Annotated in this window: 20 protein-coding genes and 2 pseudogenes; 12 read left to right on the forward strand and 10 right to left on the reverse strand. The window is 39.0% G+C overall.

Translation table 11 applies throughout. The features are described from left to right. From DPV95_RS10640 to DPV95_RS09425, 11 genes and pseudogenes are all read left to right on the forward strand, one after another. Window positions 1–363 (forward strand): hypothetical protein, encoded by a 363-nt coding sequence (locus DPV95_RS10640; protein ID WP_005634597.1) that lies wholly within the window; start codon window positions 1–3, stop codon window positions 361–363. Between the two features lie 333 nt (window positions 364–696). Further along, the gene (locus DPV95_RS10645; RefSeq protein WP_165818939.1) at window positions 697–1,050 is read left to right on the forward strand and encodes a hypothetical protein; all 354 of its coding nucleotides are present in this window, start codon (window positions 697–699) and stop codon (window positions 1,048–1,050) included. 1 nt (window position 1,051) lies between these two features. Next, window positions 1,052–1,411 carry a hypothetical protein gene (locus tag DPV95_RS10465; protein WP_049357091.1) on the forward strand — a complete coding sequence of 120 codons (360 nt, stop codon included), beginning with the start codon at window positions 1,052–1,054 and terminating at the stop codon, window positions 1,409–1,411. 148 nt (window positions 1,412–1,559) lie between these two features. Continuing rightward, window positions 1,560–4,352, forward strand: a pseudogene (locus DPV95_RS09385) (hemagglutinin repeat-containing protein); the annotation flags it as partial. A gap of 1 nt (window position 4,353) precedes the next feature. Next, the gene (locus DPV95_RS09390; protein WP_111406990.1) at window positions 4,354–4,857 is read left to right on the forward strand and encodes a contact-dependent growth inhibition system immunity protein; all 504 of its coding nucleotides are present in this window, start codon (window positions 4,354–4,356) and stop codon (window positions 4,855–4,857) included. Window positions 4,858–4,954: 97 nt separating this feature from the next. After that, window positions 4,955–5,680 carry a GH-E family nuclease gene (locus DPV95_RS09395; RefSeq protein ID WP_243583181.1) on the forward strand — a complete coding sequence of 242 codons (726 nt, stop codon included), beginning with the start codon at window positions 4,955–4,957 and terminating at the stop codon, window positions 5,678–5,680. A 1-nt stretch (window position 5,681) separates the two neighbouring features. After that, a complete protein-coding gene (locus DPV95_RS09400) occupies window positions 5,682–6,212 on the forward strand; it encodes an ankyrin repeat domain-containing protein (protein WP_111406991.1) in 531 nt (176 codons plus the stop codon). A gap of 144 nt (window positions 6,213–6,356) precedes the next feature. Beyond that, a pseudogene (locus DPV95_RS09405) lies at window positions 6,357–8,408 on the forward strand (hemagglutinin repeat-containing protein); the annotation flags it as partial. 1 nt (window position 8,409) lies between these two features. Next, window positions 8,410–8,760, forward strand: coding sequence for a hypothetical protein (locus DPV95_RS09410; RefSeq protein WP_207974270.1), 351 nt, complete (start codon window positions 8,410–8,412; stop codon window positions 8,758–8,760). Between the two features lie 394 nt (window positions 8,761–9,154). Then, window positions 9,155–11,773, forward strand: a complete 2,619-nt coding sequence (locus DPV95_RS09420; RefSeq protein ID WP_111406992.1) for a VENN motif pre-toxin domain-containing protein — start codon at window positions 9,155–9,157, stop codon at window positions 11,771–11,773. Then, a complete protein-coding gene (locus DPV95_RS09425) occupies window positions 11,773–11,961 on the forward strand; it encodes a hypothetical protein (RefSeq protein ID WP_049368180.1) in 189 nt (62 codons plus the stop codon). Before DPV95_RS09420 ends, DPV95_RS09425 begins: the two co-directional genes overlap by 1 nt. A 209-nt stretch (window positions 11,962–12,170) precedes the next feature. Here the strand turns inward: DPV95_RS09425 and purT are convergent, their stop codons facing one another. The 4 genes from purT to DPV95_RS09445 all read right to left on the reverse strand — a co-directional run bounded on the left by purT (window position 12,171) and on the right by DPV95_RS09445 (window position 15,200). Further along, window positions 12,171–13,352: a formate-dependent phosphoribosylglycinamide formyltransferase gene (purT, locus tag DPV95_RS09430; protein WP_049368181.1), complete on the reverse strand. Its 1,182-nt coding sequence runs from the start codon at window positions 13,350–13,352 to the stop codon at window positions 12,171–12,173. A gap of 9 nt (window positions 13,353–13,361) precedes the next feature. Next, window positions 13,362–13,865, reverse strand: a complete 504-nt coding sequence (luxS, locus tag DPV95_RS09435; RefSeq protein ID WP_005694994.1) for an S-ribosylhomocysteine lyase — start codon at window positions 13,863–13,865, stop codon at window positions 13,362–13,364. A gap of 256 nt (window positions 13,866–14,121) precedes the next feature. Continuing rightward, window positions 14,122–14,601 carry a YqaA family protein gene (locus DPV95_RS09440; protein WP_111406993.1) on the reverse strand — a complete coding sequence of 160 codons (480 nt, stop codon included), beginning with the start codon at window positions 14,599–14,601 and terminating at the stop codon, window positions 14,122–14,124. Beyond that, the gene (locus DPV95_RS09445) at window positions 14,601–15,200 is read right to left on the reverse strand and encodes a beta-phosphoglucomutase family hydrolase (RefSeq protein WP_111406994.1); all 600 of its coding nucleotides are present in this window, start codon (window positions 15,198–15,200) and stop codon (window positions 14,601–14,603) included. The genes DPV95_RS09440 and DPV95_RS09445 overlap by 1 nt, the downstream gene beginning before the upstream one ends. Window positions 15,201–15,311: 111 nt before the next feature. Here DPV95_RS09445 and DPV95_RS09450 point away from each other — a divergent pair, with 111 nt between their 5' ends. Continuing rightward, a complete protein-coding gene (locus DPV95_RS09450) occupies window positions 15,312–15,677 on the forward strand; it encodes a hypothetical protein (RefSeq protein WP_054420051.1) in 366 nt (121 codons plus the stop codon). Between the two features lie 22 nt (window positions 15,678–15,699). On the opposite strand, the gene ppx is transcribed toward DPV95_RS09450, so the two are convergent. The 6 genes from ppx to DPV95_RS09480 all read right to left on the reverse strand — a co-directional run bounded on the left by ppx (window position 15,700) and on the right by DPV95_RS09480 (window position 24,809). After that, on the reverse strand, window positions 15,700–17,244 hold the full coding sequence (gene ppx / locus DPV95_RS09455; RefSeq protein ID WP_111406995.1) for an exopolyphosphatase: 1,545 nt from the start codon (window positions 17,242–17,244) through the stop codon (window positions 15,700–15,702). Between the two features lie 8 nt (window positions 17,245–17,252). Further along, a complete protein-coding gene (tamB, locus tag DPV95_RS09460; protein WP_111406996.1) occupies window positions 17,253–21,146 on the reverse strand; it encodes an autotransporter assembly complex protein TamB in 3,894 nt (1,297 codons plus the stop codon). Window positions 21,147–21,155: 9 nt separating this feature from the next. Continuing rightward, on the reverse strand, window positions 21,156–22,892 hold the full coding sequence (gene tamA, locus DPV95_RS09465) for an autotransporter assembly complex protein TamA (protein ID WP_111406997.1): 1,737 nt from the start codon (window positions 22,890–22,892) through the stop codon (window positions 21,156–21,158). Between the two features lie 188 nt (window positions 22,893–23,080). Continuing rightward, entirely contained in the window at window positions 23,081–23,515 is a 435-nt protein-coding gene (gene dtd / locus DPV95_RS09470) for a D-aminoacyl-tRNA deacylase (protein WP_111304931.1), read from the reverse strand. Further along, the gene (locus DPV95_RS09475) at window positions 23,512–24,336 is read right to left on the reverse strand and encodes a virulence factor BrkB family protein (RefSeq protein WP_005697972.1); all 825 of its coding nucleotides are present in this window, start codon (window positions 24,334–24,336) and stop codon (window positions 23,512–23,514) included. The genes dtd and DPV95_RS09475 overlap by 4 nt, the downstream gene beginning before the upstream one ends. Next, window positions 24,336–24,809: a YchJ family protein gene (locus DPV95_RS09480; protein WP_005697987.1), complete on the reverse strand. Its 474-nt coding sequence runs from the start codon at window positions 24,807–24,809 to the stop codon at window positions 24,336–24,338. The genes DPV95_RS09475 and DPV95_RS09480 overlap by 1 nt, the downstream gene beginning before the upstream one ends.

Raw genomic sequence — 24,809 nt, forward strand, 5'->3', positions numbered from 1 at the left:
ATGAAAATAAGATTTTTATTCTTAATACCCTCAATCTTATTGCTTACAAGCTGTAGTGGATGGTTTCAACCACTTCCACCACATGATCATTGGCGCTTACATAATGCAGATGCATTATTCCCTGAATCAGATCCTAATGTTTTAACTAAATATGTTGATAGAAAAGAAAAAGATATGAAGGATTGCGGTATGGATTATGTGGTAGGAGAAAGTGATAATCCGGAGGTCAATCTTTGTTTAGAGAAAAAAGGTTGGTATCTAGAAGGTGGGCCGATCTGTGAAGAAAAAACAATGTGGGATAGTCCAATATGTATCCAATGGCGAAAAAAACATAGCAAGCCTGATGCTAAGCCTTGGCAGTAATTAATAAAGGTGCTTAAAAGTGCGGTCAATATTCAGTGAATTTTAAAATCTCTTGAATATTGACCGCACTTTTCTAAAGGCAAGATCTACCGCTAGATAACGCGTCTCCTGACTCGAGCTTGAACTAACTAAAATAGACAAACTGAATAAAGTTATTCATGAAAATAGTAAAAATCTTAATCAAACGAAATTGATGTTTTAGGCACCCGTCAGGAGAAGCTCGCCATCGTTTGGGCTCATAGTCGAGGAACATTAACTGTTAGTAATGCATTAAAAGCGTTAAATACAGAAGATAACCGAGAGAAAAAATTACTTTCAAACACCACTGTTAAAATGGTGGGTCCTGCAGCTGATGTTACAAGAGCGGATGGTTATTTAAGTCAATTGCAAACCGGTAAAGAAAGAACGGCTTCAAATGGTTCAATTCGGATTGAAAATCATGCTAGTGACCCAGTAGGTAGTATGCCGATTTTATTGGGGGGAAATTCTGCAACGACATCTGAAAATAATCTCAATAAAGGTTGGATTGCACGTATTAGCGATATATTTGGTGACAATTCATCAGTACATAATTGCCATGGCTTAGGACAACGACAATGTATTACTGATGGATATCGAACTGAGGGAGATCTTAAAATGGGAAATGAGCAAACCATTTTTAATTTAAATAAATCAAAAGGAGAATGATATGAAGATTCTATTTTTTATATTTGGTTTGCTAACAATCAATGCTTGTTCTTTTGGAGGATTTCAACCTCCACCACCACATGATCATTGGCGTTTGCATAATTCTAGGGTTTTATTTCCTAACTCAGATCCTCAAGGACGTATTAATTTTCTTGACAGAAGAAAAAAAGATATGTCGGATTGCGGTATGGATTTTGTTATTGGTGAAAGTGATGATCCGGAGGTGAATCTTTGTTTAGAGAAAAAAGGCTGGTATTTAGAAGGTGGACCAATCTGTGAAGAAAAAACAATGTGGAATAGACCTGCATGTATTCAATGGCGAAAAAAACATAGCAAACCTGATGCTAAGCCTTGGCAGTAATTAACAAAGGTGCTTAAAAGTGCGGTCAATTTTCAGTGAATTTTAAAATCTCTTGAATATTGACCGCACTTTTTGTGTTTTAAATATAGACTTTGTAGAGTTTTTAAGCAAAATATTTGTGCAATATTATAAGTTTTATTTATAGCTTAAAAAGAGCGAATCACGTACTCATACTGAAGGAAAAACCGCAGCCAAATCTCAAGTTAATGCGGGTGGCAAGGTGAATATTGTGGCAACGGGTGCTGGAAAGAATTCTGACATTAATATTAAAGGTTCGGATATCTCAGGCAAACAAGGCACAACATTGATTGCTGATAACCAAGTCAATATTAAAGCCACAGAACAAAACCATCAAGAACGTAGCACTAATAAATCGAGTGGTTTTAATGCAGGGGTAGCCATTAAAGTGAGTAATGGTGCGGTTGCTGGGGCTACTTTAGGCGGTAATTCCGGAAAAGGTTACGGCAATGGTGATGAAACCACTTATGTTGCAAGCCATGTAGGTGATAGCCAGAGTAAAACCGTGATTCAAGCCGGTGGTGATGCCAATATTATTGGTAGCCAAGTAAAAGGCAAACGAGTAGAACTTAATGCTGAAAACTTGAATATCGAAAGTTTGCAAGATAAATCTCGCTACTATGGTAAACAAATGAATGTAAATGGTAGTGTGACAGTGGGGTATGGCGCATCCGTTGGAGGCAGTTTCAATAAATCGAAAATCAATGCTGATCATGTGAGTGTGAATGAACAGGCTGGAATTTATTCGGGTGATGAAGGCTATGATATCAATGTTAATAAGCATACCGATCTTAAAGGAGCATTGATTATATCTACCCAAAAAGCAGAAGAAGATGGTAAAAACCATTTCAGTACAGGCAGCCTGACCCATTCAGATATTGAGAATCACTCAAACCATAGTGGCAGCAGTTTTGGTGTGAGTGGTAGTGTGTCAGCTAACTTTGAAACACCATTTGGAGAGAATGGTGCAGCTCAAAGTACAAAACAAGCCACGGATAAAGATGGTAATCTGCTTTATACCGATAAAAATGGCAACACAACTGTTAATTCTAAAGGAGTAGATGGACAAGAGAACACCAAGAAATTGGCTGAAGGCAAGGAATCTCTCCAATTCTCCTATGGCATGGGCTATGGTAAAGATTCCGATAACCAATCTAGCACAACAAAAAGTGGTATTAATACACAAAATATCATTATTAAAGATGAAGCAGAGCAATTAAAACGTACAGGTAAAACGGTACAAGAAGAGATTGCTGCGATTAAAACTGAGATCACTACAGAGAGTGCACAAAGCCAAAGTGGTAAATTAGAGAATCGTTTTAATAAAGATGATGTTCAAAAAGAACTTGATTTCCAACGTGAGGTGACAGAGAAATTTGGACCAAATGTCGCGGAAGCAGGAAGTTTGCTTGCTAATAAATTTGGCGAAGAAGCGAAAGCGAAACGTCATGAAGCCGCAATTGCGTTAGAAGAAGCAGAAAAAACCAAGGCAGAAAACAACAACGAAATTAACCAAGCTTTAGTAAAACAAGCACGAGATAATTTTGAGACAGCGAGTCGCGAAGCCAAAGAATGGGAAACGGGAGGAAGTCAACGTCTTGTCATTGATTCGGCATTAAATGTTATCAGCACAGCTTTAGCTGGCAGACCAGCAGCGGAAGTGGTGGCTTCAGGATTATCGCCTACGGTGAATAATCAAATTAAGAAAGCGACCACAGATGCAAAAGGTAATGTGAATACCGCTCTCAATTTGACTGCTCATGCACTTTGGGGCGCGGTAGAAGCCTATGCGGGCAATCGTAATGTTGCTGCGGGTGCGGCGGGTGCTGCAGGTGGAGAGGCGGCGGCTCATTTTCTTTCCTCGACACTTTATGATAAATCACCTGAAAAGCTGAGCGAAGAAGAAAAACGTACAGTATCTTCTTTAAGCCAAGTAGCAGCAGGTATTGCGGGTGGTAGTTTATCAGATAGTTCTGATGGAGCGATTATTGCGGCTAAAACAGCGAAAAGTGCGGTAGAGAATAATGGCATGGCAGATGATGTTCATCCTAGTGATGAGCGTAAGCAAAACATTGAAATGTATGCCAAGGTTTTATTCAATGGAGATGAGGATAAAGCTAAAGAATATCAAGAAGGTCTAGAGCTTGCAGAGGCTCAGGGTCAAATTGATAGTATTAAAGACACAGCGGATGCGGTTGTTAATTTAGATGATACCGTAGTGTCTTTATGGGAAGCAATCTCAAATCCAGGGAAGACCTATAATAATGTTGTGGTCTCGTTGAAAGATTGGGATGAGGCTTATGCGCTTGCTCTTCAAGAGAATCCAAAACTCGCGGGAGAAATGCAAGGTTACCGCCAAGGCAAAATGAAAGGTGTTTCGACTGGAGGCGTGGTTCTAAGTGGTGCTGGATTGGCTATGGTTGAAGGGATCTCTAAGATTACAGATATAGCTAAATCAGGAAAATTAAACTTATCAAGAAAAGGCATACCTAATAGTCAAATAGGTATTCAATGGGGGAAAGGGATTTCAAATCAAGGTAAACCATGGGAAGCTTATGTTCAATCGAAGCTTCCGGATGGCTCAATAAACTTAAATGATATCAAACCTAATTTTAAAACCTTTGATCATCTTCTTCCTGATGGTACAGCAATAAGTTCAAAAACAATGGATACGGTTGGTTCAAAAACTTACCAAAATCCATCAAAAATTACTTATACATTGAATAAGTATGTTGATGATATGGTTAATTTTAGAAATGATGGTAAAAACGGAGTTATAATTAACAATTCAGATATAAAATCAAAAGAATTATATTTGGCAATTCCGGCTAAAACATCAAAAGAACAGATGAAAGCTATAGATAAATCTATAGAATATGCTAGATCGAAAGGAACTAATATTATTGTTAATAAGGTAAATTGATATGACCAAACCTAAAGCTGCTTTTGTTAGAATTAATAAAGATTTCTTATTAGTTACCTCTTTTATTAGAGGAATGATTGCAATGACAGATCCAGATCAAGATTTTATTTTTAATGAAGTTGATATTTCTGATTTAGATCTAGGAAAGTTAATTAAAGAAAAGCTTAATGAAAGTAAAGAAATTTCGTTCGAAGAGTTTCAGGCTATCTTTAATTCTGAAAAAATGAAAGGACTACAAAAAAATCTCGAAGAGGAGATGAAAAAACGCTATGGATACAAAAATAAAAAATCTATCTATAAGGATATGTCTTTTTTATCTTTAGAACAGGACGCTAGTTTTATAATTATAGCGCCACTTCACCAGGATTCTCTTGGTGGTTATTCAGGAATTTCACTTCCTGACAATTCACCATTAGAATTTAAATATGATAAGAATATTTCAGATGAAGAATTAGGAAAAGCTGTAAGACAAGCCTTGACGTATTGTACGAGTATTTATCGGTAAGATATTGTCCTCAAAATATAAAGTGCGGTTAATTTTAAAGAATTTTAAAACCTCTTAAAAACTGGCCGCACTTTTGTATTTTCAACGATATAAGTTATTGTCAGAAAATAATCACTGGCAAACGGTGAAGGGTGTTAGCATCAAGGCTGAGAAGTTAAGTGCATATAACCTGACAGTTGAGACTGACCATACTTACTTTATCAAAGGAGCGAATTCTGACCTTGATGGGGTGTGGGTGCATAATGATTGTTGGCATGCTTTACCTGATGGGGCTAAACGAATAAAAGATATTGATGGATATCATGCTTATAAGTTTAAAAATCAGGATGGAAAAGAAATTACTGTGATCAAAAAAGACTTAAATCGTTTTGAAACAGTGAATCACAACGCAGGGACAGATCCTCATTTTAATAGACTATCTCAACGAATTGATGAACAAACAGGACGTTATTTATCGACAGATAAACCTGTAGATCAATTTTATAATCGTTCCTATCTTCGTTCTGATACCATGAAGAAAATCTTTGAACAATACGAGGCTCTACCTAATGGTAATTACCGAGATAAGATTGCTCGTACGATAATCAAAGGACCAATCGATATAGGACATGCTTATGGTTGGGAGCATAGACGATTATCTCTTGCAGCTAAAGAATTAAATTGGAGTCAAAAACAATTTAATGATTATGTAAATGCAAGACCTAATAAATTTAGGTTAGAAAATATGTCTGAAAATCGGAGTCATAGAAATGAGATGCCTGGTAAAGGTGATATCTTAGATATAAAACAAGATATGAGAAATTTTATGAATGGAGGAAAATAAGATGGATTTTTCTAAATTTAATGACTTGGATTTGGAAGAAAAAATTGTAGAGAGTAATTTTAATAATGATTTTCAACTATTAAGAAAAATATTTTTAGAAAAAAAATTATCAGATATAAAAAAAATTACTAGCTTAGATAAATGGAATTATCTACATAGGATACTTTGCTATTCGGAACCTAAAGTAGAATTAATACAATTCTATATTGATAATGGCGTTGATGTTAATGCTCAGGATATATATGGAATGACTCCTTTGCATTATGCATTACGAAGTAAAAATGCTGAGGCGGCGATAGCGTTGCTCAAAGCAGGAGCAAATCCTAATTTACCGAACCAAGATGGTTTAATCCCTTTATCTATGATTGGATATATCCCAGAGAGATTGGATGTTTTAGAGCTTATGCTTCAAAAAGGGGCAAATGTGCATTACTTAGTCAATGAGGATGAAACCATTCTTGAAAGTTATAAACCTACAGAGAATGAGCCTCAATTAAAACCAATTTATGAATTAATGAAAAAGTATTCGTAGAATTTAATGTTTGAAAGTGCGGTCAATTTTCCAAGAGTTTTAAAACCTCTCGAAAACTGACCGCACTTTTTGTGTTTTAAATATAGGCTTTGTAGTGTTTTTAAGCAAAATTTGATGCAACATTGTAAGTTTTATTAATAGCTTAAAAAGAGCGAGTCACGTACTCATACTGAAGGAAAAGCCGCAGCCAAATCTCAAGTTAATGCGGGCGGCAAGGTGAATATTGTGGCAACGGGTACCAGAAAGGATTCTAATATTAATATTGAGGGTTCAGATATTTCTGGTAAACAAGGCACGTTTTTATCGGCTGATAATCAAGTGATTGTTAAAGCGGTTGAGCAGAATCATAAAGAGCGTAGTACCAATAAATCTAGTGGCTTTAATGCAGGAGTTGCTATTAAAGTTGGCAGTGGTGTAGCTGCTGGGGCTACTTTCGGCGGTAATTACGGAAAAGGCTACGGCAATGGTGATGAAACTACTTATGTTGCTAGCCATGTAGGTGATAGTCAAAGTAAAACCGTGATTAATGCAGGTGGTGATGTCACTCTTGCAGGCAGTCAAGTGAAGGGTAAACGTGTTGAATTGGATGCGGAAAACCTGAATATCGAGAGCTTGCAAGATAAATCTCGCTACCATGGTAAACAGATGAATATGCAAGGTAGTGTGACGGTAGGCTATGGTTTTGCCGCAGGTGGTAGTTTCAATAAATCAAAAATCAATGCTGATCATGAGAGTGTGAATGAACAGGCAGGAATTTATGCCGGAGATGAAGGTTATGATATTAATGTTAATAAGCATACCGATCTTAAAGGTGCATTAATTACCTCTACACAAAAGGCAGAAGCAGATGGTAAAAACCATTTTAGTACCGGCAGCATTACCCATTCAGATATTGAAAATCACTCAAATTATAGTGGCAGCAGTTTTGGTGTGAGTGGTAGCGTGTCAGCTAACTTTGAAACACCATTTGGCGAAAATGGTGTCCCACAAAGTGGAAAACAGGCAGTGGATGATGATGGTAATTTGATTTATAGAAACGACCGAGGAGAATTGACCACAGAAGCCAAAAATGCGCAGGGTAAAGACAACGCAAAAAAACTTGCTACAGGTTGGGATTCTTTAGAAACATCAACTGGATTAGGTGTTGGGCGAGATAAAGAAAGTCAAAGTAGCGTGACAAAAAGTAGTATTAATACTTCGAATATTGAAATTAGAGACCAAGCGGAACAACTAGCGAAAACTGGAGAAACGGTTGAGCAAACTCTAGATAGCATTAGAACCGATGTGACTACGGATAATGCAGAGCAGCATTCCGGTAAGTTAGAAAATCACTTTGATAAAGACAAAGTGATGAAAGAGCTAAACATTCAAGTGAAAGTTACTCAAGATTTTCGTAAAAATGCCTTCTCAATGATTGATGCCTATGTGCTTCCAAAACAGGCTGAATTGAGAAAACAAATCAAGGAAGCTAAAACTGAAGAGGAAAAGATCGCACTTTATGGAGAAATTTATAAATTGCAATATCAAAAACGTTTGCTTGAAACAGTGGTTGGTATTGCCGCTGGCTCACCGGATGTTGCAATCACTCAAGGAACTTTGCAATTAGCCGCGACGAAGATGAGAGAGGAGACTTTGGCCAATTCAAGATTATTTAAAGGCATTAAAGATGCTAAGACGGGGAAAATTCTTCGTAATGATAGTTATGATAGCGGTTATTTTGATGGAGTAAAATTAGGTGGTGTTCGAATTGATATCAATGCAATTTGTACTCAAGGAGTCGGTTCCTGTGAAAAAAATGCAGATGGGTTAGTTGTATTTAAAGGTGAAAATGGATTTTCATTGGATGATGCTATTGATCCAAAGAAAAATGAAAAAGCGAGTGGATTGTATGGAGAAACCGGTGGCTTTCAATCTGTTCAAGGTGAGTGGAATCTACATTTTACGAGAATTCCGTATAGCATCGGTTCTATCTCGGATATGGCGGTAGAATCCTTTGCCGGTACTCACGACCTGTTAGGAGGCCAAGTATGGGGCTGGTATGATAAACAAGGAAATACTGCAGAAAAAAATAAACTTACTGGTGTAGCATCAGGTGTAACAACTGTTATTGTAATACCGGTATCCGCACCATTTGCTTTATCCGATGTAATGTCATCAGATATGTTTGAACTTTTGATGAAAATAGGAGGTAAATAAAATGAGATACACCTTATTTCTTCTTTGTTTTATATTAAACGGATGTTGGTATTCAAGCGGATGTTTTTATACTCCACAAATGGTTAATTGTGTTGATAAAGGCAAATTATGGCCAGCTATAGCACATTATCAAAAGCCTTATAGTATAGGTAAAACTGATCAGCAACAGCGTTGGAAAGATGCTGTTAGCTGCGGTAGTAAATATGGAGATCAAGAACTTCACTATATCAATAAAACTGGTAAATACAAAGAATTTCAATCTTGTATGGAAAGAAAGGGATATTACCGATACTGGCCAGCTGAATGTGGCTATCAAGATCCTAAATGGGATAAGGGAAAATGTAATTTATAAAGCATTGAATTTATTATTTAAATAGAGTGCGGTCAAAAATTTTGGAGTTTTTAAATTTTAAAAACAATCTGAAAAATGACCGCGCTTTTTTTAGAGAAAGAAAATTAATTCGTCATCAAGTTAGCGTACGTTAATTGTTGGTTCACGCACCTTGCACTAGTTATGGGGATGGAAGTAATGAAATCTTTAGTTATATTCTTTATGACTATTTTTATTCAATCTTGCCTTTCATATTCTTCAGATGAGGCTTGGCATAATCTTAATAAAATGTACAAAGAGGCTAATGGAAAAAAATATGCATGAAATATAAAGGAAATGTACATGTCATGTATTATTGTGAAAATGAAAATAAAGAACAATAGCTAAAGTAGAAAGTAAAAAATACATATAATGGATGAGATTTTTTCCACCGTGTACTTTATATATATATGGTTTTTCTGCTGGTGGTAGTTTCAATAAATCGAAAATTAATGCTGATCATGCAAGTGTGAATGAACAAGCAGGAATCTATGCGGGTGATGAAGGCTATGATGTGAATGTAAAAAATCACACAGATTTAAAAGGTGCGATCATTACTTCAACTCAACAAGCTGAAAGCTTAGGATTAAATCAATTTAGTACTGGTACATTAAGCCATAGTGATATTGAAAACCACTCATCTTATAAAGGTTCTTCAATAGGTATATCTGCTAAGGGAGATGCAAATGGCGGATGGACTGGTCAAGAGAAAAATGGTATTTCTGGCGGTGTGGGTTATGGTCGCGAAAGTGATAATCAAGATAGTGTGACTAAAAGCGGTATCAATACTCAAAATATTGAAATCCGCAATGAAAACGCACAACAAGCACGTACAGGGAAATCCATCACCGAGACCCTTGCAGCAATTAAAACAGATATCAATACTGATAATGCAGAAAGTCAAAGTGGTAAATTAGAAAATCGTTTTGATAAGAATGCCTTACAAAAAGAACTTAATATACAGGTGGAGGCAACAAAAGGGTTTGTTCAAACAGCGAGTGCAGCTGGGAATGCAATTGCAAATAAATTAGGTGAAGAAGCGGTTGCTAAACAACGTGAAGCACAAGCTGCTCAAGAAGCGGCTGACCGTGCGTATAAAGCTAACCCAAGCAAAGAAAATGAAGCTGCATTAAATACGGCGAATCAAAATCTGATAACGGCTAATAATGAAGCGGACAAGTGGCAAACTGGAGGAGAATATAAGCGAAAAATTGATGGTGCCATGAATGCCATTTCTGCAGCATTGGGTGGTTTGCCAGCAGCGGGTATTGCTACCTCCGCAATTTCGCCAGAAATAAATCATCAAATTAAGCTAGCCACTGAGGGTAGCCCTATGGCTAATAAGGTTGCCCATGCAGTTTGGGGCGCGGTGGAAGCTTACTCCGCAAATCAAAATGCAGCAGCGGGAGCTGGCGGTGCTTTAGCGGGTGAGGTGATGGCTGATGTAATTGCAAAAGAGCTTTATGGTAAAAAGCCGAACCAACTTAATCGAGAAGAAAAAGAAGTCGTATCTTCTGTTAGTCAAGCAGCCGGTGCTTTAGTGGGCGGAGCGGCAGCAAATAGTAGCCAAGGAATTGGTGTAGGACTAACTACAGCTAAGAATGCCGTGGAGAATAATTTCTTGAGTGATGCATCAAGAGCGAGATTAAATGCCTTAAAAACAAAATATCATCGTGGAGAAAAATTAACAAACAAAGAAAAATTGGAGTTTAGAGATTTAATTGAATCAGATCAGCGTAGTGACATTCTCTTGGATAAATTTAGAAAAGATCCAAATTCCTTAAATAGCAAGGAAAGAGAGGCATTTTTAAGCTATGTAGATCGTTATTATATAGAAACTGTTACGGGGAATACCGCATCTGGTTATAAATTGGCATCACCAACATCACTGGTTAATGCTCAAAATCGTTTTGAATCAGAATATTTAATAAACGATCCTGTACCAAAACGAGATTATGGTCATTTCCCTTTTGCTGGTACGGATGCGCAAAGATCGCAAGCAGTGAATACTTTGCCAGAAGAGAGTAAGAACTGGCTAGGATGGCGTTCTGAAAAACATTCTCGTGATGAAGATATGTATTATACTGTCAAGAACGAACTTGATGCTTCTGAGAATTATAAAAATTCAGCGAATGGGAAAATAGCTTATTCAGTTAAGGATGGGTTGGAGGCAGGCTCTATGTTTGCTTTAGGTAGTGGAACTGCTGTTGTAAGAAGTGTTGCCCTCATGGAGAAAGCCGCCGCAACAGTTGGAGGTGAGGCTATTACTCTAGCTAATAAAGGGGGGCAAGTGTTACGTCTTGGCAAAGATGCGGCAACAAAAGCTTACATTGATGGTCAGATAAGATATGTTAATTTAGTTGATAAGGGAATTAAAGCCTACAATACCACTTTAACAAAAGCAGCAAATGCCTATATCAACGGACAGCTTGCGTATGCGGATGCTATTGCGAAAGGAGTTAATACAGCTAAAATAGCGGCACGAGAAGGTATTGAAGGAACTCGGGAATTAGTGAGTCAAGGGATTTATTATTCTTATCGACCAGCTGAGTTGGTTGTTGATACTGGGAAAGCTATAGCTTCAATGCCTAAACCATATAAGACAGCACTTGGTGTCAGTACTGGTGCAGGGGTCGCAGGTGAATCGTTTTATTATATGGATGGCTCGAAAAGTTTATCTAATCCAGCAGATGTTTTGGGCTCTGTATATAATGTTGGTGTAAATGCAGCTTATGATTCCGCTTTTTATACGGCAAACCCATTGCAATCTTTAGGACTTGATACATTGAAAGGGATTGCTAAAGATGGTAAAGGTGCTAACGATGCTTTTTATGATTCTGGTAAATCTAATAGCATATCAATGAGCATTGAGGGGTTAGGTAAAAAATTTGGTTTGAGTGATACAATGACTAAATTTATATCTTCATCAGTTAATAATGCTGTTGATTATAATAAAGAAAGCATAAATAGAGATAAGCCTTCTAAAGGAGAATAATGAAATTTATTATTACACTAATAAAAGTAGCTATAGTTTCTTTTTTAGCTACATCAATTTTTTATTTATTTGAATATATAGAATATGGAGGAGTACAGGATTTCTTCTCTTTTATAAAAAAATTTTATTTATATATACTTTTTATTGTTATATTAGGAATCTTAGGTAGGGAAAAAATAGATCATTGAATTTTAATGGATAGGTATTTCAGTAATATATCCAAAAGATTAAGTTTTCTGACGTTAGGTTTTTATTGGCTTTTAAATTTTTAGCTACCTAAAAGGTATATAATTTAAAATATCTAGATATAAAGTGCGGTCAATTTCCAAAGGGTTTTAAAACCTCTTAAAAATTGACTGCACTTTTTATTTTCAACGATATTTAAGTTGAGCAAACTTTATAATTTCACATCCAACTTCGCGTAAGCGCGCTCTACTTTTTCTAATGCTTTTTCTACGGAAACATCACGAGCAAGTAAGACACCTAAACGGCGATGGCCATTGACTTCGACTTTGCCGAAAATGCGAATATTGGTGTGCGGTTCAGCCAATACTTCGGTGATATTGCCAAATTGCACGTTTTTCGATTGACCTTCTACCACAATGGCTTTGGAAGCGGATGGGCTAATTAAGGTGATTTCTGGGATAGGTAAGCCTAAAATTGCACGGGCGTGTAAGGCAAATTCAGATAATTCTTGAGAAATTAGCGTGACCATACCAGTATCATGTGGTCGAGGGGAAACTTCATTGAAGATAACCTCATCACCACACACAAACATTTCCACGCCGAAAATACCGCGACCACCTAATGAAGTGGTGATTTTTTCTGCGACCTCTTGTGCTTTTTTCAAGGCTGCATCAGACATGGCTTGTGGTTGCCACGATTCACGATAGTCGCCATCTTCTTGACGATGGCCGATTGGCGCTAAGAAGCTGGTGCCATTAATGTGGCGAACGGTGAGTAAGGTGATTTCATAATCGAATTTAACAAACCCTTCTACAATCACGCGTCCTGCGCCTGCGCGACCACCTTGTTGAGCGTAATCCCAGGCTTTTTGTAAGTCGTCTTTGGATTTTAAAATACTTTGACCGTGGCCAGAAGAAGACATAATTGGTTTTACCACGCAAGGAATACCGATTTTTTCAACCGCACTTTGGAAGTCCGCAAAGTTATCGACAAATTGATAAGGTGAGGTTGGTAAGCCAAGCTCTTCGGCAGCCAAACGGCGAATGCCTTCGCGATTCATCGTCAGCTTGGTGGCTTTGGCGGTAGGCACAACATTAAAACCTGCTTTTTCTAATTCAATCAGCGTATCTGTCGCGATGGCTTCCACTTCCGGCACGATGTAATCTGGGCGCTCTTTTTCCACTAAGGTTTTGAGGGCTGCCCCATCTAGCATGGAAATCGTATAAGCGCGATGTGCCACTTGTTGTGCTGGGGCGTTTTCATAACGATCGACGGCAATCACTTCCACGCCTAAACGTTGTAATTCAATCACCACCTCTTTGCCCAGTTCACCAGAGCCAAGCATCATCACTTTAATAGCATTCGGGGTTAATGCTGTACCTAGGGTTGTCATGTTGTGTCCTTATTTTAAGAAAGATTCATCAAGTGCTAAATCGTCATTTTTATTAATCCCCACACCGCGAGCAATCACATTTTTAGCAATATCATGTGCTTCTTCTAAAGAATGCTCGGTGTAAGTTCCACATTGGTATTCGTTTAATTCAGGAATTTGGTTTTGATCTTGCACGGTTAAAATATCTTTCATAGAAGCTAACCATGCATCAGCCACTTGTTGCTCGTTTGGTGTGCCAATTAATGACATGTAAAAACCTGTGCGACAGCCCATTGGGGAAATATCGATAATTTCTACATTGTCATTGTTTAAATGGTCACGCATAAAGCCCGCAAATAAATGCTCAAGGGTGTGAATCCCTTTTGGTGGGAGAATTTCTTTGTTTGGAATGCAAAAACGAAGATCAAAAACGGTGATGTCATCGCCCTTTGGGGTACGCATCGTTTTGGCAACACGTACGGCTGGTGCGTTCATACGGGTGTGATCCACTTTAAAACTGTCGAGTAATGGCATATTTATTTCCTTGAAAATCAGTGATTTGTAAATTAATCGCAGGTTTTTGTAAATTTTTTTACATTTTTTTACAATTTCTTTGAACTTTTCTTTTTAGCGTCGGTCTTATAGAACAAGCAACTTGCAGTTGTTTTAATAAAATTGGTTCCTTAGGTTATTTGCCCCTTACTTGATAAGGGGCGTTTTTTTATCTGTTGAATATCAATTCGTCTTTATTCTAGCCCACAACCCGGTTATGCACAAAGGCTATTCTCGGCTATGACACGAAAGGTAAACTGAAAAAGAGCAAGGCAATATAACGCAGTCCTTTTCCAATCGTCATAAAAATCAAACAACTTAGCCAATTCAATCGAAGCCAACCGGCTACCGCACAAAACACATCCCCGATAATAGGCAACCAGCTCAATAATAAAGTGATGGCGCCATAGCGTTGTATTTTGTTTATCACCCATAAAGTGCGGTCATTTTTGCTGTCAATTTTCGGAAACCATCGCCCAATCCAGTAAGTGGTGAGGCTACCTAGTGTGTTTCCTGCGGTTGCCATAAAAACAAGCCAAAAAATATCCGCACTTAATAATGAACCGACCAATACTTTTGGCACAGCCAGGGAGACAAACACAATTTCTGAATTACCTGGCAAAATGCTGGCGCTTAAGAAAGCGCTGAAAAACATCAGCCATAAACCATGGGTTTGCCAAAAATCAGCCCAAAAGCTGAAAGAGAAAATGTCCCACATTAGGCTCTAATAATCTCGCGCGTTCTGACATCAAACACATCCATCCCTGCATTTAATCCCGCTTTTACGCCGAGATCGGCATCTTCAAAGACTATACAGCGTGATGGTTCGGCTTTTGCCAGTTCTGCGCAGCGTAAAAAGGTTTCTGGATGCGGTTTATGTTCTTTCACATCATCAGCGCTGACAATAGCGTTAAAGTAATGTTTGATATTTAATTTTTGCATTAACATATCAATGATTTGGCGGTTTGAGCCTGAACCAAGTGCAATTGGCTTTTGTTGATAGTAATGACGCACCACGTCAAAGGTCGGAAGTAATTTTGATTCTGTTGGAATCAATTCATAGGAAAGTTTGCGTTTTGCTTGTATCACTTCATTTAAACGTTCTTGTGGCATACCGGCATCTTGCATAATGGCAGAGGCGATAGTGCTCACGGTTGCGCCACCTAAATCATACATAATTTGGCTGTTAAAACGATAACCAAATTGTTCTCCCACCATGTTCCAGGCGCGGGCGTGTACTGGCATGGTGTCGATTAAGGTGCCATCCATATCAAAAATAAGGCCATCATATTTTTCAAAAAGTCTGTTATCTATCATTTATTGCTTTCCTAGTTAGTAAATTTTTTCACTTTGTTTCAATTTTGTGATCTGTGCACTGGTAATTTTGTGAAATAGCGGTAAAGTTATCCTATCTTAAAAAGGAATGTTATGTCGTTACTCAAACAATTAACCCGTTGGAAAATTCGCGGTCAGATTGATCAGGACGTTATTGATATTATTCTGACTTTGCAAAGTCGCCTAGAGCATCATTGGCGCATTGATGTGTCCATTCCGACGGTTATCACACTCTTATTGCATATTGCCAACAGCCTTGCCCGATTAAAACGAGGCGGTTGCGTTTCTCCGCTTCATCAATCCTTTTATGATGAAATGCAAAGTGCAGTCATTTTCCCTGATGTTTTGGAAATTCACCACGATTTGCTTTCTTTTATTCCGCAAGACATTCCCGAAGCCGAGCAGAGCTATTATCTCGCCAATATTTATAGCTTGCTGTTGGAGCAAGATAAAAAATAAGGGCACGAAAGCCCCTATTCTATCAGTTAAAAATTAAACTGAGTTCTAAATCTTTGAGTAAATTGCTTTCTAAGCGTAAATCATTCCATACTAACGGATTATTATCCAAGTAATGTTTCTCAAAAGTCAGTTCCCAAGTCTGCAAAGAGCGGTCAATTCTGAGATTGATTTTATCGGTGCTATCTGTCGCCTGGCGAGATTTATTCAAAATTACCGAAATGCGTAAAAGAAGCAGTAAAGCAAGGACATCTTCATCCGCATAACGAGCAAAAATCGGTAAATCATTCTTTTTAAATGCACCCGTGTGATAACGAACTAAATTCACCAATAAGCGTTGTTGCTCACGATCAAAACCCGGTAATTCCATATTTTGCAGAATATAAGCGGAATGTTTTTGCACATTGCGATGATTAATGACAATACCGACTTCTAATAAGCGTGCCGCCCAAATCAGCAGGTTTTTCATTTCATCAGCAAGATGCGGTTTTTGCCAATGGGTGTATTGGCCAATTAAGGTTTTCGCACTATTGGCTACGCGATCAGCCTGCGCCAAATCTAAGTTAAATTGTTCGGCAAGTCCTAGCGCGGTACGAGTACGGATGTCTGAAACTTGGAAGTTTTTTTCTAAGCTGTAAATAACTCCTTCACGCAAAGCACCGTCAGAATAGCGCATATTTTCTAAGCCAAAAACGTCAAAAACGGCACTTAAAATGGCTAAGCCTGGTACAAAGACATCGATGCGATCAGGGTTTAAACCCGCTATGTTAAGCTCTTCAAAATGGGAAGCTTGTAAGGTTTGTTCAATTAAATTTTGTAATCGTTCAGCTGTGATGATGCCGTTAGGATCAAGGGTCGCGGTAATCACTTGATAGACGGTTTTGATGGTGCCAGATGAACCTAACACTGATTGCCACCCGAGCTTGCGATATTCCCAGCTTAAATCTTCAATTTTATTGACCGCACTTTGGCGAGCTTGCTCGAAGTTTTCTTTGGAAATTTCGCCATTCGGAAAGAATTTTTTGGCAAAGCTCACACAGCCCATGTGACGACTTTCTGCCACTAAGGGGGTGAAATCATCACCGATGATCATTTCGGTCGAGCCACCACCAATATCGATGACCAGTTTACGTCCGCTTTCTGGTTGAGTGTGGCAAACACCCGCATAAATGGTTTTGGCTTCCGTTTGACCGCTGATGATATTAATCGGATAAGGAAAGACAGTGGCAGCCTGACGTAAAAATTCGTCATTATTGACCGCTCTTCGTAAGGTATAGGTGCCTACGACATTCACATCTTCTGGTGCAAAACCTTGTAAGCGTTCAGCAAAAAGTGCAAGGCAATTTACACCGCGCTCAATGGCTTCTTGGCTTAATACATTGTGCTCATCTAAGCCGTCGGCGAGCCTCACTTTTTGTTTTAAACGAGAAAGCACCTGAATCGAACCATTGATAATGCGCGCCACAATCATGTGGAAGCTGTTTGAGCCTAAATCAATGGCGGCAATCTCCCGGGCCTCACCTCGGTGATGAGGTTCTACGAGTTGAGCCAGTTGCTTGTCGTTATGCATGTCCTTTCCTAAAATTCAAATTGATACAATAAATCAAAAACTTGGTTTGTGCTGGAAACCGATTGGAAATAAAGTTGTGGCATTAAGCGGTAACGTAAGGTCACTTCGGCTAAGCCATCAAACAATCCTACACCATATTTCACTTGTAAGCGTTTACCAATATTACCACTAACTTGTACTTTGGAGCTATCCCCAACACCGGCAGTGCCTAAGTTTAAGTCTTGAATACCAAAGGCTTCACCAATACCGCCGACTACTTTACCACTTTTCGCTAAACCTAAGCCAAGTAATGCGGCGCCCACAGAACCACTAGAACCTGCTTCACCGCTGTTTTCTAATGAGCGACCGGTTAATAAATAAGAAAGTGCCTGGTCTTGAGATTTGGCTGGATCAGAGAAAATAGTGACTTGTGGGCTAGATGCCATACCAATCACTTTTACCCCTGCGGTCACTTTACTGTCTTCCATGGCTTCTGGGTTACGAATCGCCTCAATATTTAACATCGGTTGTGAAGGTAAACCGGCGAAGCTGATTTGCCCTTTACGAATTAATAAATCCTGTCCAAAAGAAGCATAACGACCATTTTTCAGGTTAATTTGACCGAATAAACCTAATTTGCCTTTATCCTGTTTTACAGAAAGTAAGCCGTTCAAATTGGTTTTTAAACCATAGGCATCTAAATGCACATCATCACCGATTTTAATTTTTAAATCAGATTGAATTTGCATGCCCGATTTGGTTTCTGAAGCAAATTGGCGATTAATGAGTTCTTCTTTACTTTTTCTTGGGCCATTTAAAATGACTTCGTCTTCACTCACCGGTTCAGCATTATCCGGCAAGCTTTCAATGGCAATTCTTGCCCATGGAATATCCACGTTTCCGCTTAAATCTAAGCGTTTTGGTGACGCTTTGACAACCACATTTGGGCTGACTTTTAATTTCGCCATAGATGGAATATCGACTTTGAAATTATCTGCTTGCGCTCTGACTTCTGCCGTCCAGTTATCCATGTGAGCCCAGTTAGCTTGCCCGTTAATATTTAGCTTGCTATCTGGTGTTTGAACATGACCATTTAAGATTGAAGAGGTACCATTAAAGCGAATTGCGACTTGGCCATCAGTTACGTCAAAAGGCAGGCTTTTTAGTTTTGTTTTTATATTGCGAATATCGAAATTACCGTTTAATAATGGTTTTTCTAAATTGCCACCGAAACTTAAGCGAGAAACCACTTCACCATCCATGCTTTCCCCGCTAGAGAAAAGTTGATTCGCTAAGGATAAGCGTAAACCTTCAATGGTAAAGGTGCCGCCTAATTGACGACCTTTACTTAAATCATTAATTTTTAAGTCCGTGCCGATTCGGCCTTGATTCTGAACGTTAATGTCTGATTTCAGAGTTAAATTGTTATTTTGAATATCGGCATTCACACTTAATTTAGGAATATCTAGCTTAAAGGTGCGGTAGTCTAATTTTTGTGCCACACCAATGTTATTGCCTTCCACTACCACATTTAGTTGTAACGGTTTATCACTGAACCATGCCACTTTTCCTCGGCTTTGTAATTGGCCTTTGAGCGTGTTTTGACCCATCAATCTATTCACTAAATCTAAATTAATGCGTTTAAGCTCAAAAGGAACTTCGCCGTTTTTCCCTGCCGTAAATTGTTGTGGAAAACACAAATCTAAATCTTGGTTAACCCAGCAGTGTGACCCAATGGTGGCTTGGATTTTTTTATTGTCATAAGTCACCGGAATGGTTTGATTCACTTTAAAATCACCAATAGGTGAGTTTAGGCTCACTTGGCTTAAATTGCCTTTCCATTGCTGAGAAGTGCGGTCAAAATTCCCCGCGATTTGTAAATCAGCTGCAACGGGTTCACCTTTTGATTTTAAGGTGAGCGTATGATGTTTTTCATCACCTGATGCATTCAAATCAATGTTATGCAATTTAACGCTGTCACCATAACGGAAGTTTTCCGCTTTGACGGTGAGTTCACCTTTCACTTGTGGTTCACTGACAACATTACCTTTAATTAAGGCTTTGGATAAATCTAATCCTTGGAAGTGCAAGCCTTGTGCAGTTAAATCAGTATTAATGGTTGGCGCAGTAAGCTTACCTAAAATCTGTGCTTTGCCGACTACGGAGCCCGATAAATCTTGCCACAGGCCACGTAAACTTGGTGCGTTGATATCTAAATCTAGGTTTGATTTGTCACCTAATATACCTTTTGCCGCAATGCGGTTATCGCCATAGTTCAGCAATAAATCAGGAATGTTTAATAAGGTTTCATTACTTAAAAAGACACTACCTTTTAAGCTTAATGGGCGAGAGGAAAGACTACCGGTTAAATCCACGGTAGGTACATCCACTTTCCAATGATTGGAATCAGCGGAACCTTGTGAGCTCACTTTGCCTGATAATACGGCTGGCATGGCAGGCACATAAGGGCGAATGTTCATTTTGTTTAAATCAGCGGTCACATCCCATTGCGCGCCGTCTTTCCAGTTTGATGAGCCTGTTAAACGTGCCGTACCATCTAGGGCGGCAAGTTTTAATTCGTTGATGGTGATTTCGTAGAGTTTACCGTCTGCATTTAAATCGACGTGAGTATGAGGGATATGATCCATACCTTCCACGCCCCCAACAACCTCTGCGTGATAATTCAATAAATCGCCTGTGAGTTTGATATCAACATCGTTAATTTTGAGCGGTGCTAGGCTGTCTGCAAAAGCATATTGACCTTTTTTCGCTTTTAACTGCAGATTTAATGGCATTTTATCTTCGGCCAGTTTCACGTCACCGGTTAAGGTGGCATCAAGTACACCCTGTGTGGTTAACGAAAGTGCGGTCGTTTTTTTCAATGAACCCGATAAATTGAGATCAACTTTGCTGGCAGGCAGAATGGTTTTGTCTTTTGATTTAAATGCTTGGAGATCAGATTTTAATGTGAGAGCCACCGGAAAATCTTCATTGAGCTGGAGTTGTCCTTGGCTAGAAAGTGTACCAAGAGAGCTGTCAATGTCGAGTTTTTGTAATTTCACTAAATGATCGGTGGCATCCGCTTGCAATTCCACTTTAGGCACAGTGATTTTTTGGATTTCTTCGCCTTTTTCATTGAGCGATTGATATTGCCAGTTTGTACCCAAAAAACTTGGAATGTGCATATCAAAAGGCAAGTTCACCGCATTTAAATTACCTAAAAAAGCCGGTGTGAGTGTTTGCTCAATTTGCGCCCAATCAACGGGTTTAGCGGGTTCTTTTTGCTCGGGCTGAGGGGGATTCGGTTGAGTTTGGGAGACCGTTGAGAAAAGCACGTCTGAAAGCGTGGTGGGCTCAAGGGTAAGGCCAGATTCATTGTTTAAACTGATCGCACTTTGAAAAGACGAAAACGTAATATTGCTTTGATCGAGTTTCATATCAAAGTCAGTAATCGCCACATTTTTCACTAGCACAGAAACCGGTAAATGGATTTTTTCCATTGGACCACTTTCCGTTTGTTTCTCTTCAGAAGGTGGCATTACACTGGTATCAATGGCAATTTTCGGCTGTGTTAAGCTGAGATCATCAACAATAATATCACCCGAAAGTAAACGAGCTAAATTCAGTTGTAAGCGCGTTTTAGGGAGAGCTACATCTACGCCGGTGGTTTGAAAACGTAAATTTTCTAAGACTAAACCATCTTGTAAGCCACCGCTGACTTGCTCAATAGATAAGCTATCGAGCATTTTATCCGCAAGTTGAATAAGTGCACGTTGTCCACTATCAAAAGACAGTGCTGTGACTAAGCCTAAAACAGGGACAAAAATGACCGCACTTCCAACACATAAAATTTTACGGTAGGTCTTTTTCTTTTTAATGGGGTGCATGGTTTGGTTATCTGGTTGTTTTTCTTGTTCAGACATAGTCATACCCTAAATTTCAGCACCTAAGCCAATGTAAAATTGAATGTTTTTGCTGTTATCTTTATCTCGAATTGGCGTTGCAATATCAAATTTGATGGCACCGACAGGCGATGCCCAACGTACCCCAACACCCGCACCATAACGCAATTCATTGGCTGTGTAAGAGTTAGCAGCTAAGCCTGTATCTGCAAATACCGCTCCCCACCAATTAGAGTAAACTTGATATTGATATTCTAGGCTACCCGTCAATAAGCGAGACCCACCCACGAGTTTTCCATCTTTATTTTTTGGTGAAATTTTCTTATACCCATAACCTCGTACGCTGCGATCGCCCCCAGCAAAGAAACGTAATGCAGGTGGAATTTTACGAATATCAGTGGTATTTAAATAACCAATTTCTGCACGGGTAATAAAACGGTGATTTTCTGCATAAGTACGAATCCAGGCTGTGGAAGCCTGAACTTTAAAGAAGTTGGCTTCAGACATCCATAGTTTATTCCCTAAATCGACCGTGATTTTTTGGGTATCTCCCCATGTTGGGAATTGACCACCTTTTAAACGAGTTCGATTAAAGCCTCCTGTTGGGTAAACAAGGAATGTTTTATCAGCAAGATCTGCTTGTGTGAAACTGTCATAACGGACACGAATACCGCCAAAATATTGCCAACCCTCGCTATTATTCCAATAACGTAATGCAGCGAATGTGAGGGCCTTGGTATTTGTGTCATTTTTATTTTCTTTTTCATAACCAGTTGAAAACTCATAATAATAATTTAATGGATTTTTCAATAATGGCATTTTATAGGTGGCTTCAAAGTTTTGCTTTGGCGCAGAGACGTAAAGATTTGTACGAAAGCTATGGCCTCGACTATTGATCCAAGGTTTTGTCCAACCAATTTGGACATGAGGGCCCGTATCGGTTGCAAAACCTACCCCAAGTTCCATGGAGTTTTTCTTACGTGGATAAAGTAAAAGTTCGATATCGACTAATTTATCTTCTTCACGGACATGCGGTTGTAAAAGTACGGAGCTAAACCAGTTGGTGGAAGAAAAATTATTGGTTAATTCAGATAAATCACTGACTAAATAAGGCTCGCCCGATTTGATGTTGAGCATGTTTTGCAAATAATCTTCGCGAATTTGGGAATGGTTGAAGGTGATATTGCCATAATGATAACGTACGCCACTATCAAACAGCATGCGCCACCATGCTTCATGCGTTTCTGGGCTGATTTCTAAACGAGAAATTTGGAATTTCCCGTCAAGATAACCACGAGCTAGCGCAAGGTTTGAAATGCTGCTTTTATAGTCATCGTATTTTTGATGCTCAACTAACTCACCTTGTTTTGGCAAGTTTTTACGGAGTGCCGTGAAGTTTTCGTCTTCTGCGGCTTCGCCTGTAATTTCAACGTCTGTTCCCGCAATTTTACTTGGCTCACCCGGGGTGACATTCGCAATAAGTAAATCTCGTTGACCTTTACGTTTTTTCAATTCAAAGGTCACGGAAGAACCATAATAACCGAAGACTCGAAGGCCTTTATCGACAGCATCTGAAACTAATTGTTTATACCGATCTGAGCCGTCCATCTCGCCTTTATCAATGAGATTGACATTCATGTCAGTATTGCGAATGGCGCGTTCACCCTTAATACCGCGGATCTCAATATCTACGGTTTGTTCTGCAAGGGCTGAAAAACTCATCCATCCAAGCAAAAGTGCGGTTATTTTTAACGAAATTTTTTTCATTTTATTACAAGCTAAACTTTAAGAAGATCCACATCAAACCGCCCTAGTTTACCCATAAAATAAGGGGATTACCAACGCAATTATGGATGGGATTTGAAATTGTTATATGCATTTGAGCGTTAATACGACAATGCGATCAAAGAAAGAGTTTCCTTTGCTTTGAAAAAAATAGCGATTTTTCTCTTTATTCAGACATTTAACCAAAATGTAACTGGGCCATCATTGGTGAGGCTCACTTGCATATCTGCTGCAAATTGTCCGTTAGCAACGGTCACTTTTTCTGTACATTTTTGCGAAAAATATTCATATAATTCGTTAGCTAATGCTGGTGCGGCACCTTTTGAGAAACTTGGTCGTAGCCCTTTTTGTGTGTCTGCAGCTAAAGTAAATTGGGATACCACAAGCACTTCGCCACCGATTTGTTGCACGTTTAAATTCATTTTGTCATTTTCATCACTGAAAATACGGTAATTTAACACTTTCTCAGCGAGCTTATCTGCTTTGGCTTGGTCGTCTTCTTTTTCCACGCCTAATAAAACCAATAATCCCTTGCTGATTTGTCCCACAATTTGACCTTCAACTTCCACTTTAGCCTGAGTCACACGCTGGATTAATGCAATCATTTTACTTCCTCTAAATTTGTTTGATTCATTGACTGCACTTCTGCAAGCACTGCAGCTAATTGTGCACCGAATAACACCACCGTCCAGCTGATTTGAATCCACAATAACATGATCGGCAGTGTTGCCATGGCGCCATAAATTAATTGATAAGATGGGAAGGTGGTGATGTACCAAGTAAAGGCTTGTTTCCCTAAAGTAAAGAAAATTGCCGCAATTAATGCGCCTGCTGCGGAGTGTTTGATGCTCACTTTCTTATTTGGCACGACCATATAAATGAGCGTGAAAATAAACCAAGTAGAAAGAAATGGCACAAAGCTGAGGAGTTTTAAGCCAAAAGAGAGCGTTTCAGATTGCTCGAACATGGCTTTAACATAGGAACTTGCCGCAATGCTAGTACCGATTAAAAGCGGGCCGAGCGTTAAAATGAGCCAATAAATAGCAAATGACGTAAAAATCGGGCGATTACTAGTGTCTTGCCAAATACCATTGAGTGTACGGTCGATGGAGTTAATGAGCATCAATGCCACTAAAATCAAACTCACAATCCCCACGGCACTCATTTGCTTGGAGTTACGGACGAATTCATCAATATATTGTCCCACAACATCACTCGCGGAAGGCGCGAAATTGGTGAAGATGAATTCTTTCAATGCACCGGTTACTTCGTTAAAAACGGGAAAAGCAGAGAAAATTGAAAACACCACCATAATTAATGGCACGATAGCGAGCATGGTGCTGTAGGTGAGTGAACCGGCAGCTTGCGTTAATTTATTTTCTTGAGAACGCTGCCAGAATAATGCGAAAAAAGACGTTAAGGTCATTAGAGCAAGCCTCCGCAACAATGTTTAAATTTCTTCCCTGAGCCACAAACACAAGGCTGTTTATTGCTTGGGAGCGGTACAGTGGGATCAACAAAATACCAACGACCATCAATTTTTACAAAAAGAGAATATTCGTGATGCACTTGCGGCTGTTCGTTGCCTTGAAAATGTGCTTTAAATTCAACCGCACTTTGTGTTTTGGTTAAGGTTTCTGCTTTGACAATATCTAAACCGAGCCATTGCGTTTCATCAGCCCAATCTTGCAGGGCTTTTTCATCTAATAACGTTTGTTGGCTTGGCACAGTGGTTTGCACGATATAAGGAATCTTTTTAAGCACAAACGCTGAATAGCGGGAGCGCATAAGTTGTTCCGCGGTTTCTGGAAACATGTTGCCTGAATGAAAGCGTCCGCAACAATCTTCATAAGAAAGCGAAGATTGGCACGGACAAAGTGCGGTCGTTTTAGCCGACAT

The organism is Haemophilus parainfluenzae (assembly GCF_003252755.1).
Classification (GTDB): Bacteria; Pseudomonadota; Gammaproteobacteria; order Enterobacterales; family Pasteurellaceae; genus Haemophilus_D; species Haemophilus_D parainfluenzae_N.